The organism is Amycolatopsis sp. cmx-11-12 (genome assembly GCF_046269425.1).
In the GTDB taxonomy this organism is placed as follows: Bacteria; Actinomycetota; Actinomycetes; order Mycobacteriales; family Pseudonocardiaceae; genus Amycolatopsis.
Genome location: NZ_JADNQM010000079.1, coordinates 1 through 12,646 on the forward strand (window position 1 = coordinate 1; position 12,646 = coordinate 12,646).

Genomic DNA, 12,646 nt, shown 5'->3' on the forward strand with positions numbered 1-12,646 from the left:
TCAGGTGAATGGCCAGGTCAATCCTGCGCGTGAGGCTGCGGCTAAGACGGCGAAGGCGTATCAGGATCGGTTGCAGCGGCAGCCGGCTGGAGGGAGTGTACCGAAAACCGGTCCGGGGCCCTCTGGGTCTAGCGCCGGCGATAACTCTCACCGGCAGTTTGTGGATCAGGTGAATGGCCAGGTCAATCCTGCGCGTGAGGCTGCGGCTAAGACGGCGAAGGCGTATCAGGATCGGTTGCAGCGGCAGCCGGCTGGAGGGAGTGTACCGAAAACCGGTCCGGGGCCCTCTGGGCCTAGCGCTGGCGGGGATTTGGCCCATCCAAAGCTCCCAGTCACCAATCATGACGTAGGCGGCCAAGTTGGCTCATTCTCGGGTACGCTGCCGGTGGCAAGCACGGATCTTGGCTGGCAGGTACTAAGGAATGGCAAGCACACCAAGGAACAACTAGCCCAAACTGGCAATGACGTGCTCACTGAGGGTCTAGCTGGTCTGGCGCTGATTTGTCTCGGCGGAGGAGCAGTGATCGCCGTGCATCGGCGTAGGAATCTCGCTGCATGCCGTCGAGGGTGACAAACGTATAGCTCAGGGGTCAGCCGAGTGTTACTCGGCTGACCCCTGGTGTGTTGGCGGTTTACGCACCCAGATCCGTGAGGCGAATCTCAACTAGAAACGGTAACGACTGTTCCGATGGCTACTGCAGGAAAACAGTGTTGTACTCTAACTTCACTGCAAATATAGCACTGGAGAAGGCTTTCTTCTGGTCCGTATAATGGTTTGGGTATCGTGGCGCTTGGCCGAACGAATGGAATTGTGAGTACATCGGCGGGACGCTCCTGGATACGGTAATGCCTGATATGTGATTACTATTCGGTTATGTCTCCATCGCCTTGTTCGTGATCGTGGTGACGATCTGTTCGTAGCCTTCCGCCCCATACTCCTCGGCCAGGTGTGCAGATATCTCTCGGCGAGTGAGCCCTTTCTCAGACGGCGAGAGCGCTTGCCAGCTAACGATTTCGCTCCCTCAGTGGCGATGACCGTCCGGAGAAGTGCCAGGTTCGATTGAGCCTGTAACTCAGTGTCGAACCTCCTCCATGTCAGCGGCATTGATGTCGGATCCTCGGCAAAACGAATCCGTGACTGGTTTCAACTCCGGCGTGTCGGAGTGTGGTGGCGGAAGTCAGCCACCCGATCGTCCGGAGCTGAAAGGCCCGCTATCCAGGGGGCGCTGGACACCTCAACCTCGCAGCTTTCCTGAGTGTCGGATGCGTTCATGTTGCCCATGGCGGCCCTGGTCCTGACTGCGGGCGTCTTCGGCGATGTCCACGGACGCAAGAAGGTCTTTCAAGTAGGCCTGGGTTTCAGCGGGCTAGGTGCCCTGGTCGCACTGTGCGCACAGGCGATCGAAGCGGTGAGGGCCGACCAGGTATTGGCCGGGCTTGGCTCGGCCGCGCTGCTGCCCACGACACTGGCGTTGATCAGCCACGCGTTCCCCGACCGGCGTGCACGCGGCAAGGCCATCGGTCTCTGGGCCACGTCGCATATGGCGGCGCTGGCCATCGGCCCCATCATCGCCGGAGTGATCGTTGACCACTTCGCGTGGCGCTGGATCTATCTCCTGCCCATTCCCGTCTCGCTGCTCGCCAGGGCATTCGCGGCGAAACTGCTGGCCGACTCCCGCGCTCAGGGCGCGCGCCGACTGGACTGGCCGCGCGAGTGGTGTCTGGGGGTAGCGGCGGCCCCGGGTGGTGACCGGCGTGGTCACGACGGGGTCCGCCGTCGTTTCCGGCTGCGCTGATCGTCCTCGACCTCCGGTGGTGGCCGCAGCAGCGTGAGCATCTTCATCCCGGCTTCACCCCGTTGACCTGCTCGTGGACACTGGTGATCCACTCCTCTTTCGGTCCGCGCGTGAAGTGTGGATCGACCGTCCCGGTCAGCAACCGGGAGAGCCGGGGCAGGTTCGCCTCGAACTGCTGCATCTCATATTTGACGAGGTCGGCCAGCGGCGGATCGAGCCGGTAGCCCTCGCCGCGGGTCAGGTCAGCGGCTGCATGTGCTGGGGCGCCAGAAATTCGCGGAGGTAGGCGATTCCGTGCCGCATCTGCGAGAGCGTCAGCTCGGTCGTGGCGACCAGCTGTCTGGTCGTCAGCCCGGCCGGGCGGGCTTCGAGGAGGGCGATGCGGATCTGCCCTCGGCGCAGATCGCCGAGGGCAGCGCGGCGCACCGGGTCACTCGCCGTGCGGCAGTTGCGCCAGGCCCTCGTCCATCGTGACGTTGCCGGTCTCGACGGCCGTCTCTATCCACTCCGCGGTCGTGCGGACCCGCGCGACCGTCGTTGCGACGGTCTTGTGCTCGGCCTTGGTGAACCGGTGCCCGCGCAGCTCCGGCAGCACCCGCCCACCGAGGCGGCGAATAGCGAGCACATTCCGACCAGCTCGAAGAATTCCGTTGTGTGGCGATGTTCTCGATCGCCGGGGTGTGCTGGCGGGCGATCTCCCCGGCCTGCGGCGAGTGGTCGACCTGCGCGCGGTTCACCGCACGCCGAGCGGTGTCGTCGGTCATCGCGCGGCTGGCGACCTCCGGCTGGTACAGGAAATGGTCGTCGGCCGCCAGGTCGTGGATCTTGTTGACCCGCTTCTGCGGCGTCTCCGGGGTCTCCACAGCCCCCCATCACGCGTTTCGCCGCGTCCGGGGTCCACCGACCACCCCGGTGCGTTCGTTCACCGGCGGATCCTCCAGCACCGGGACCCGCTGGTCCGGGTCCGGGATCGACGCCAGGATCGCGAACACCTTGTGCGCGACCTGGCGGCGCCGCGGCGGACCTTCTTGTCCGGCCAGCGGGCCGCGACCCAGCGGGTAGCCCCTTCACCGTGGCCGCGGACATGCCGATGTCGCCGGCGAACATCTCCAACGCCTCCGACACGCTCAGCACCTCGCCCGCGCCACGACTCCCGCCGCCGTGCGGGCGCAGCGGCTCGGCCAGCAACGCCATATCCCCGATCTTGAACTGGGCGGAGGTCTTCGCCTCTACCGACTTTGCTAGGGCCGCTAAGCCGCCGAACAGAACTTTCTGGAGTGGGTAAGCTCGGACCGCACCGATGTCCTCACGTGGTGCGCCCTGCACTAGAGCGGTAACGCAAACGTGAACCGGCCTGCGCCGATACGGTGCGTAGCAGGACTACCCTCGAACGGGCTGAGCCGGTACGCCATCTGTGTATGAAGGACTTGGTACAGTGCAGAATGAGAAAAACAGTAAGGATATGGTGGCCGCCGCACTGCAAAATCTCAAAACGCCTGAAGCCTATGAAGAAGCCGCGATCCGTGCGGTGAACCACAATAGGCCCGATGATGCGGCGGTTTTTTCTAATTTGGCGATCGCCAAGGCGATCGCTCGATTGACGGACACCATCCATCAGCAAGAAAAGTGAAGTGGCGGCGATCGTGATCGACCGGCGCGGTTTACTGGACCTGTCCACTGTGAACACTTGCTGCAGGGGTTCTGGTCGACCACGACCGCCGCCGACCGAGTCCGGCTGGCTAACTGATTTAGATGACGGCCTGATATAGGAAAAAGAACTCTGTGCGCATCCTCACTCCATCATCTGTACGCTTTGACCGTCCAAAGCAAGATTTCGGTACTTGCGATGCTGCCCGACATATTCGGTTCGGACGCCGACACGAGATACTGCGTGACAAAAGGTGCAACCGTCAACCAGATGAAGCTACAGTTGCAGGTATTAGGGGATACCGCGGAGGCATAGATCACGGTAGTGGCGCAATCTGTCGACGCCGGGTTGGCCGCAACCGGCTTCCGCGAGTCTGCGGGTGAGGTGTCAACCGGCCGGTTGCAGACTTGGATGTGCTCACCGCAGGTAGCGGCCCAGGGGTGCTCGTATCGCACCGAATTCAATGGGGCGGTTGGTGGAGTGCTCGCGCGGGACAGTGGGTGTAACGCGGAGTTGGCCGAGAAGTCGATGGTGGTCGCGGTGTGGTGAGCCCGGAGAACCTATGGGGCATCGCGGGTTGGATGGCGTGGCGTAAGGGGCGGATTGGAGGCGGGCTTGTACGTCGTAGCTGGTGCACTGTCCCGCACCGTATTGTGGAACTTTTGGTCCACTGTGTTCTCCAGGGTGGAGAAGAGGAATCCGCAGAAGCCACTCGTGGTCGTACGGTAACCAGCGCTTCCGGTCCGCAGCGAAGGTGACGAGCGCCGTCTTGAATGGCTCCAGTGCTACGGATTCCACGTCGTTGGGCATCCCGTCAGTCGAGGGAACTGACGCTCGGGCTCGGGTTGCCGGTCAACCGCAAACGGGTCAAGCGGCTCATGCGTGGGCCCCGGATCCCAGCCTCGCGCATGAGCCGCGCGGCAATCGGTTTGTCGCGCGACCGGGTTAACGCGACAGCACACTGACGAAACTCAGGCGGGTGAGGTGCAGGCACCAGAACACCCTCCCTGGTGACCAGCGGTCACCAGGGAGGGTGTCGGGACAATCGGGGGGAAGCTCATGGTGCACGGGCGGCAGCGCTTGTGTCTCGTCCGGGTTCCACCGCGAGCACGTCGCGGGGTCAGGCTGTCGGTTTGTCCGTGTGGGTGAGGGTGCAGCCGGGTCGGGAGAGATCGATCGTCGATCGCTCAGCTAGGCATGCCGCGAGCTTGTGGACCTGTTGCCCGTAAGAGCGCCCCTTGACCGCGGTCACCGCGCCGTTGGCGTCGACCTCGCACGGGTTGTTCTCCGTGCACCGCTGCCCGTCGTCATTGCTGGTGTTGTTCACTCCCACCACGGTCGTACCGTCCTCGGACAGCAGCGCCGCCCCGGAATCGCCGTGCGTGGAGGTGCAGGTGTTATAGCGGACGGAGTCGTCCTGCTGCCAACCGCCCTCGCGCAAATGGGGCACCACCGCCGCGACCGCGCAACTGCTGGTGTGCCTGGGGTCGGCCGTGAGCAACCTGATCTTGTCGCCCGCCCGCATCGGAGTGCTGGTCAGGTCAAGAATTTTCACGCCCGCTGCGGCCAGCTGGCCGTAGGTTTTGTCCATCCGGTACACCGCCGCGTCCGTGCCGGTCATCGTCGCGTACACCAGGCGGTCCGCGTGCGCGACGGTCTGGACCCAGCCGCCCCGGTCCTGCAGCGCCACCTTCCGGTCGGCCGGTTGGTCCACCAGCGCCGCCCCCGGCGTCGGCCGGTCGCCGTCCACGCAATGACCATTCGTCAGCACCAGCGCTGCATCCGTCACCTTGCTCGCCGGCGCACGCACCACCGAACCGCTACAAAAGTCCAGGCTCGCCGAGCCGGAGACATCGATGTCCGGGACCGGGTCATCGGCCGGGACTCGCGCACCCGACATGATCCCCTTAATCCACTCCGCCTGCTTCACCACATCCGCGTAGAGGGTCTGATTGGGACTGTTGCTCCCGCTTTCCGCCGTTCCGGCCACCAGCCACTGGCCGTTCTCCTTGACCAGGGCCGGACCGCCGGAATCAGTGTTGGCCGCCTCGATGCCGCCGTTGCGGACGCCCACGCAAAGGTGACCAGGACGTCCCCTGCACTCGGAGAGCGGTGTGACCACGGTGTCGGCCTGGCGCAAGCGGTCCGGATAGCACTCACGCCCCTTTTTCCCTGCCTCAGCATCGGAGCAGGTACTGCCCCAGCCGACGATCCGGACCGGGGTGCCCGCTGTCGGAGTCACCGACGCCAGTCGGGTCGGCTTGGCCTTCACCGGAGCCACCAGATGCAGCAACGCCACATCCCTGCCGCCCATGCCAGGTTGGTCGGGGACCAACCGGTAGAACTTGTCGACCGGTGCTACCTCGCCGCCCGCCCCCTGGTCCAGGGATCCGAACCGCACCGTCCAGCCACGCGGAGTACCGGTCAGCGCATTGAAGGGGTTCCTTGCGCAGTGCGAGCCGGTCACCGCCCATTGCAACGCCAGCAGCGTCACCCCGCACTTGTGATCGTCCGCCCGCGGATGATAGGCGTCCGGGATCTGCAACGAGCCCAGGAATGAGTACGGCTGATCGGCCACAGTCCCGCCGGAAACAGCCAGAGCCGGCCCGGCGCCCGCCACCGCGGCAGACGCCAGCACCGCCCCAGCCGCAAGCCCCGTGACCCTCGACACTGAAAACAATTTCCTCATACGCCATACCCCAACACGACAACGTCACCACCATTCGACCGGACTGTCACCGTCTCGCTACAAAGGCCTGAGCCCCCCGTTTGCCGGTCACGGCGGGTGTATGGTCAGGCGGTCGGGTCGGGTGGCGTGTGGAGGGCCTCAAGCATGACAGGGGCGTGCATTCCGATGGTGGAATGGCGCCGTTTGTGGTTCATCACGGCCGCGGTACCGCAGCCTCACGGTGACCCGAGGCGTATCCGAATGTGCCCGTTGCCACCTGGGTCTCGTCCTGATCGAACACGACGTGCCACTTGTCGGCCGTCGTACTGTTCTGGCTGAGATGGACGTGGATTTCGCGGGCGAGTTCGGCAATGGCCAGGAACCGCATGTTGAAGGACGACACCCGCGTGGGTAAGCCGTGCCGCAGGTGGTACGCGGTGATCGCCTGGCTGGCCGCCTCCACGAAGACCATGCCGGGCACGTGATCAAGGGGGAGCCGGAAATGCGCGGGGTGGTTGAATGGCAGGCACAGTACTCCGCTCGCTTGCCAGGCTTGCGTGTGCAACTGTCCGAGCAGCACATTTCTCCATTGCCGACGTCCCACTTGCCGAGGGTTGAGCGGTTCACTCAGCCTGGGTGGTAGTTCCGACGCTCGCTTGGTTCCGCGGAAACTGCGGGCGTCCCGTACACGCGCATACGCGTCCTGATCCGCGTAACAACACACGAACGATCCAGCGGCGACGAGATGGCCCTCATAGGTACCCCGGAAGCTGCACCCGAATTTCGGTAGGCCCGACCGGGACCTCCCACGCTTGCCAACCGCGACCGCGAGCCTGATCACGCTACCTCGAGCAGCCGGGGTCGTCGGGTGCGATTTGACGTTCAACGACAGCAGGATGAGACCGTTCCGGTGCGGTACGACGGCGAGCTCGGCCAACGCCGCGGCCCCGGATTCGATCATCGCGTTTCCGAGTGCCACAACGTTATCCGTCAGCAGCAGTTCCGGAGGATCGAGCAACGCCGTGTCCGCCGTTCCGTCGATGTGGGCGACCGCCGACTGCCTTCGCGGAAAGATTGCGACCAATTCGACGAGCATGGTTCGCTACAGAATGCGGTTCACTGCGATGGCTGCTGGACCGGTTGCGCTGCCGACGCCGTCCGATGTGCCGCAGGCGACAAAGTCCGCCGCTAGGAGGGTGAGCTTGATTGCAACTGCGGCGCCCTGGAACATACCGTCGATCATGGTGCCAAGCAGGAGGACCTCGCGTGCCGCGCCCACCGCCCTCACGGTGATGGCGCCAAAGTTGACCGTCGATGTCTCTCCAGAACCCCAATCAATCGGCAGATTGCCACCGCCGAACTTGGTGTCCGTACAGGACCGTTCAAAGGTGTAGGAGAATCTGAAGCTGGCGACCTTGGCAGGCGAGCCTCCTGGAGGGGCGCAAGTGGTTTCGGCCGCAGTGACCGTGGTGACTGCCCGTTTCTCGTTGGTTAGCCCTGGCGTATAGGTTTCCTCTCCGGCTCCAAGGCATACCGCCTCAACACTGGTTTGAGCGGCGGCTGGACTCGGGAAAATCACAGGAATCACGATACTCGACGATGCGACGATAATAACGCCGAGAAACTTCCGGAACCGAGCCACTGGAACACCGTCACTTCCGATTAGGGCTGACTGCCGTTCGACTCAACAGGATAGCCATTCCGTCATGCCCCTGTCACCTCAGGTAACTCGATTGTGCGACCCAGGTGAGCAGCTGTTCCCTTCGCGCCGCGAGTCGTTACTTCTCCACTGCCTGGCGGGGGGCGCGGGTATGTCGAGTCGGGAGGTTGACCGGCGGTGCTATCCGGAGGAGGCGTAGGCGGGAAATCCACATTGGACATATGGCAAGGACGAGGTCCTGCATGGTTGCGGTGTTCACGGCGATTCGTTCAGCGAAGGAGGAACCCGACTGTGTACCTGCTGCACTCGCGAAGAATACACCGCAGACCTACCTCGTGGTCTCCCCAGACAGCATCGGTAAACCACTCCAGAAGGTGCACGTCGTCCTCGCAGAAGTGGGTGCGCACCATCCCAGAGCCGCCAAGTTCGAGCAGGTGCCGCATTGAGGAGAAACAAACGGGCCGATATCGGTCAGTACAGTCTTAGAGTGGGTGCCGTTGCGTGAGTTGCCGGTCCCGTCGCCGGCCGGGTCCTGCTTGCTATAGCCCAGGTGACCGGTGATCCCACCGTCCGGCGCGGACGCCAACAACCGCTTGTCAGCTGCTGCAACACCGCGCCCTCCCCGGTCTGCCTCAGTCCACCGGCCCTAGCGCGGCCCACCAACTGCTCGACGAGCTGGTCGTCCAGCCTCTCCCAACCGGTCTCGGGCTTCGAGTCCTCAGCGTTCCCCACACTGGACACTATGTCGGCCATCAGATGCACTTCCATGATCAGGAGTTACATCGTTCGTTTTACAGTCCTGTCACTCAACTTCCAGGAGTCACCGTGCAGGGATGAAGCATTTTGAACCGGTTGCGCCTTCGGACGGTCGGCAGCCTGCAGCCAGCGAACCACTTCGTCCACTTTGGCCGCGTCGAACGCCGGCAACGGCTCGGACCAGACGTCCGCGCGCAACTCTCGCAACATCCACTCCAGGCGACGTCGCCGAGCCTGCCGCTCCCTAATGCCGTCCATGCCGCTCGACTTCCTTTCCGCCTGACGTCGCGCCACCGGACGCCCCGCTACGCCATCACCGACATCTTGACCGGCCACAAAGGCCGATACTCCAAGAGACTCACCATGCACAACCTTCACCGCTGCTACCGCGGGGCGCGCTGCGCCCACCGCGAACCTGATCCCGACCGCCCCTCGATCAAACGCGGAGCGCCGATCAACGCGGCCGAAGGCGTCCTGGCTTGTAGCTTGTCCGACTGGACCGTGACAACGCACATTTTCAGATGTATGCACCGAGAAAATAGAGTCGGCAATGAATTCGCCAATCGAACTAAGTATTGCAACCGTCATCCCGACGAGAATTAGCGTCGCGCTGAGGACCTGCTTGCATTCTCCTTGGGGATCATATCTGCCACTCATTTTCGCTCGGTTCACCGGGTTGGCACTCAGGGAAGTCCGCGAAACCTCAAGAGGAGTGAGCCCTGTCGGAAGGGAAAAATATGTAGCTCGCTTCTGGAGTGTCCGCCATCGAACGTACTCCAGCTAGACCCTGTCATTTTGAACAAGTCCGCGCCGATAGCGAAAAGTGCGCCAGGAAAGCGGTGGTAACAAATAATCCGATAGCAGCTGTAAGTCTTGGCAGAAACAACTTCGCATCCGCGGCGTACATTTCTCCAAGCTCGATGATATTCAAATAAAGTTTGGATGACTGACGGTTTCCTGCAGTTCTCTCATCTTCGCTGCTTCATCCAAGCGGTATTTGACGGTTTCGACCTGCGTCTGGACGGTGAGTACGTTCACTGCGATGCTAGCACCTCCGGCCATTACGCCGAGCCCGACGCCGAATCCGGTCCAGAAATGGTTCCAGTCCATTGGGTGCCCATGGGTTCGAGCTCGACGACCTGGAGATCCAGCTGGTGCGACATTTGACCGCTAACAGCGGAAGTCATGATTTCTCCTCCATTTCAGGGCTTGCTATTGAACCGCTCTCGCGCACAACGCCTGTTCCAGATATGGTGAATTCATGATATTCGAGAAGAATGTAGCGGACTTAAAACACGTTCCAGTGACCGTGGCGAGGGTAAGCTAGCACGCCGCATGCGCGGTCTGCAAGAGGCCATTTGTCATGGGAACCCAATGAGTATCTCATTGTTTGTCAATGATTTGAAGCATAATGGCTCGTCTTCGAGCCTTCTGGCGAGTCTGCTCCCGCAAGCTGTATGCACCTGCAACAAGGCCGGGTGGCTGACACCTGCCTGTCGAGCGGTCCGTTCAGGACACCGACGCGGACTTGGGCGCCATTGCTTCGGTGATCTCGACTCCTATTTCCCGCAACCCGGACCGGACCTGCTTGCCTTCGTAAGACCTGCACAGTCGCACCAGTCGGAGTCCACCACGAACCAGGTTCCGTGGTTTTCGCCGAGCCTCAAGCCGGACAGCGCTGGGCGAATGGCAGGTTGAATCCAGCACGCATAGAGCGCACTGGCGACCACGTTCAGAACCGACCGTTTGTCCAAGAATGAGCCGAGGATGCCAAACCAACCGAGGCGTGTCCGCCTGTCCTGCCGACACACGATCCCCTCCGGACCGTGCCCGACCTGCCGACGAGAACAACGGCGCGACACCGACCAGGCCTCGGACCTCGGGTAAGGCTACGAGCATGCTGGCGGCCTTGTGGAACCAGCATCACTGTTCGTGGGTGGAGGGCAGCAGCCCTCACGCAGCACACCGAGACCCGAATGCCTCGTCGCCGACAGTAAGGACCGGTGCGCTTGCGCTGCGGCGCTCACGCTGAGACAACAGCGCATCGTAGCCATCAGTCGGTTCACGATAGTCATCAGCCAGCGCTGACGAGTTCCTCGCGCTGTCGGCGCGCACGAAGATCATCGGCAGGCACAGGTTTGCTGCGGCTAAGTGGTTGTTGACGTGGATGCCACCTGCAGGCAAGCCGCACAAACGTAATGGCGACAGCGCCTTGGCCGCCTACGGGTCTTACGCACCCGCGGCGGCAGGGCAGTCAAGGAGAACCCGCACCGCTCCCAGGCCGGGCTGGTAACTTTCCGAAGGGTAGGCGCTCGTGTCTATTGCCAGCTTGCCGGACCGGATTTCATTCGTTGGTGTGACACAATTCGTGCCGAGCCCAGGCTGCACCTGGTCGACCTAGCAGTGGCGAGAACCTGGGGTCGGGGTGAGCTAGCCCAGGTGGATATCCTCCCGCACGTCGAGTACGCCGACAACCGGGTTTGCTGCGTCCACGTCATTCTGTGCGATACACTGCCATGCAGATACGACGAGCTGCTGGAAGTTGTTGACACCGTTAGCCTAATTCCGCGTCCCCGATGGCATGCGCACTACCGACACGGGGTCGTAGGCCGCCCCACGTCAGTCACCGCAAACAACGCCGCTACCGGCTCATCTGATTGCCTCAGGCGATTTCTCGCAGCCCATGGCGTCACGGTCGGCAATTGCGAACCTGTGAAAGTCTAAGCGATGACTGCCTTGTTCGGGGAACGTCGGCTACCGGCTCCTACAAAGACGGGATATACCCGGTGGGTTACCACCGTGTTATTCTCGGTCGCCGTCATCGTCGCGGCGTACACCGGGTTCCGGTTGCCGGGGGAGTGGGCGGTGACCTTGCAGTCCGTTTCCCTTATCGAGGGTTTCCACCGGCGTTTCCTGGTCGGCACCCTCCTGCACCCGTTCGCCGTTTTGACTGGGTACGACTATCGGGTCTTCGCGATCGCGAGCTTAGTCGTGCTCGGTTCGCTGCTGACGGTCCTAGCGATTGCGTTCTTCCGCAGCCAGTCCGAAAGTAGACGGCTGGTGATCGTCGCCTGGCTTCTGCTTCCTATCGGTGGCTACCTGTTCCATGAGGTGGGGTACTACGACCAGGTCATCTACCTCCTGCTGTTGGGGGCGCTGTGGGCATTGCGTCGCGAACGGGCGGTGCTCGGCAGCGCGCTCATGGTACTTTCGGTGCTGACGTACGAAATCGCACTGCTCACTGTGCTCCCGGTGTTCGGTTTCGCGGCGCTCTGGAGGTTCACCTTCCGGCGTTCCTGTGCATTGGTTGCTCCAGCCGTCGCGGCTGGTCTGGTGATCCTGGCGGTGCCATCGGCGGCACCCGGCGCCGTCGGCCAACTCAGCCGGGCGTTGGCAGGCGCGAATTTCCGCTACCGGGACGACGCTTTGGGCCTGTTCAACCGCACCCAGTTCCAGAGTTGGCAGGTCTACTCGATCACCGATGTCCTGCTGTATCTCTTGCCCATTGCGATCGTGGTGATCGGCGGGTTCCTGATCTTACACCGGCCTTCGGGGGCGGCGGTGCTGCCCGTAGCCGCGATGGCGGCACCGGCGCTGCTCGCCTTTGGCGGCTGGGATGAGGCTCGTTGGGGTTTCCTGTTGGTGAGTAACTTCGCCCTCGTGTTGTGGCACTGGCTCGGTACCTGTAGGCGCGAACTGGGGATGCCGGAGGTTGGTGTATTGGCCGCTGTGTTGCTCATACTCACGCACATCCCGATGCCGTATTTTGACGGCCACGCGCCTCGGGACATCACGCTCGTGGGTCCGCCGCACGCCGTTGGTATATAAGTGAAGGCCGCGCTGCCGTCTTTTGTGCAGGTGAATTTATTGTAATGGACTCAGAGCGTGTCTTACGTGGTGTTTGTTTCACGTGAGGCATGACCTTGTTGTGGTTGATCGGTTGTCCATAGCAGCCGGAGGGGATGGCTCCCTTTAGGGACTTGGAACCGGGCTAGTACTGCAACGGCACTCGCATGGGTAGTGGATGATGTTGCGGGTGATGGACATGGTGGTGGCTGAGCTGGGTCGGGTCCATGAGCGGATTTCGGGTCGTTTCACGAGGTTGGAGCCGCGGGGCC

General features: G+C 62.5%; 13 protein-coding genes and 1 pseudogene. 4 read left to right on the forward strand and 10 right to left on the reverse strand.

The genetic code is table 11. The features are described from left to right. Positions 1-1,256: 1,256 nt before the first annotated feature. On the forward strand, positions 1,257-1,796 hold the full coding sequence (locus ACLARN_RS43695) for an MFS transporter (protein WP_409497387.1): 540 nt from the start codon (positions 1,257-1,259) through the stop codon (positions 1,794-1,796). A gap of 43 nt (positions 1,797-1,839) precedes the next feature. Here the strand turns inward: ACLARN_RS43695 and ACLARN_RS43700 are convergent, their stop codons facing one another. The 5 genes and pseudogenes from ACLARN_RS43700 to ACLARN_RS43720 form a co-directional block, all read right to left on the reverse strand. Then, positions 1,840-1,977, reverse strand: coding sequence for a hypothetical protein (locus ACLARN_RS43700; protein ID WP_409497388.1), 138 nt, complete (start codon positions 1,975-1,977; stop codon positions 1,840-1,842). 56 nt (positions 1,978-2,033) lie between these two features. After that, positions 2,034-2,222, reverse strand: coding sequence for a hypothetical protein (locus tag ACLARN_RS43705; protein WP_409497389.1), 189 nt, complete (start codon positions 2,220-2,222; stop codon positions 2,034-2,036). Between the two features lie 4 nt (positions 2,223-2,226). Then, entirely contained in the window at positions 2,227-2,421 is a 195-nt protein-coding gene (locus ACLARN_RS43710) for a DUF6192 family protein (protein ID WP_409497390.1), read from the reverse strand. Positions 2,422-2,512: 91 nt separating this feature from the next. After that, positions 2,513-2,560, reverse strand: a pseudogene (locus ACLARN_RS43715) (hypothetical protein); the annotation flags it as partial. 108 nt (positions 2,561-2,668) lie between these two features. Continuing rightward, the gene (locus ACLARN_RS43720) at positions 2,669-2,788 is read right to left on the reverse strand and encodes a hypothetical protein (RefSeq protein ID WP_409497391.1); all 120 of its coding nucleotides are present in this window, start codon (positions 2,786-2,788) and stop codon (positions 2,669-2,671) included. A gap of 443 nt (positions 2,789-3,231) precedes the next feature. Here ACLARN_RS43720 and ACLARN_RS43725 point away from each other — a divergent pair, with 443 nt between their 5' ends. Further along, a complete protein-coding gene (locus ACLARN_RS43725; RefSeq protein ID WP_409497392.1) occupies positions 3,232-3,426 on the forward strand; it encodes a hypothetical protein in 195 nt (64 codons plus the stop codon). 1,138 nt (positions 3,427-4,564) lie between these two features. Here the strand turns inward: ACLARN_RS43725 and ACLARN_RS43730 are convergent. The 3 genes from ACLARN_RS43730 to ACLARN_RS43740 all read right to left on the reverse strand — a co-directional run bounded on the left by ACLARN_RS43730 (position 4,565) and on the right by ACLARN_RS43740 (position 7,754). Then, entirely contained in the window at positions 4,565-6,022 is a 1,458-nt protein-coding gene (locus ACLARN_RS43730; protein ID WP_409497393.1) for a trypsin-like serine protease, read from the reverse strand. Positions 6,023-6,326: 304 nt separating this feature from the next. Continuing rightward, complete coding sequence (locus ACLARN_RS43735; RefSeq protein WP_409497394.1) at positions 6,327-7,208, reverse strand: AfsA-related hotdog domain-containing protein; 882 nt, start codon at positions 7,206-7,208, stop codon at positions 6,327-6,329. Between the two features lie 6 nt (positions 7,209-7,214). Then, the gene (locus ACLARN_RS43740) at positions 7,215-7,754 is read right to left on the reverse strand and encodes a hypothetical protein (protein WP_409497395.1); all 540 of its coding nucleotides are present in this window, start codon (positions 7,752-7,754) and stop codon (positions 7,215-7,217) included. A 260-nt stretch (positions 7,755-8,014) separates the two neighbouring features. Between ACLARN_RS43740 and ACLARN_RS43745 the strand changes: the two genes are divergently transcribed. Beyond that, the gene (locus tag ACLARN_RS43745) at positions 8,015-8,218 is read left to right on the forward strand and encodes a hypothetical protein (protein WP_409497396.1); all 204 of its coding nucleotides are present in this window, start codon (positions 8,015-8,017) and stop codon (positions 8,216-8,218) included. Positions 8,219-8,549: 331 nt separating this feature from the next. Here the strand turns inward: ACLARN_RS43745 and ACLARN_RS43750 are convergent, their stop codons facing one another. Together ACLARN_RS43750 and ACLARN_RS43755 are read right to left on the reverse strand one after the other, a co-directional pair. After that, positions 8,550-9,185 carry a hypothetical protein gene (locus ACLARN_RS43750; RefSeq protein WP_409497397.1) on the reverse strand — a complete coding sequence of 212 codons (636 nt, stop codon included), beginning with the start codon at positions 9,183-9,185 and terminating at the stop codon, positions 8,550-8,552. Between the two features lie 270 nt (positions 9,186-9,455). Continuing rightward, entirely contained in the window at positions 9,456-9,638 is a 183-nt protein-coding gene (locus ACLARN_RS43755) for a hypothetical protein (protein WP_409497398.1), read from the reverse strand. 1,755 nt (positions 9,639-11,393) lie between these two features. Here ACLARN_RS43755 and ACLARN_RS43760 point away from each other — a divergent pair. Then, on the forward strand, positions 11,394-12,356 hold the full coding sequence (locus ACLARN_RS43760) for a hypothetical protein (RefSeq protein WP_409497399.1): 963 nt from the start codon (positions 11,394-11,396) through the stop codon (positions 12,354-12,356). Positions 12,357-12,646: the final 290 nt, after the last annotated feature.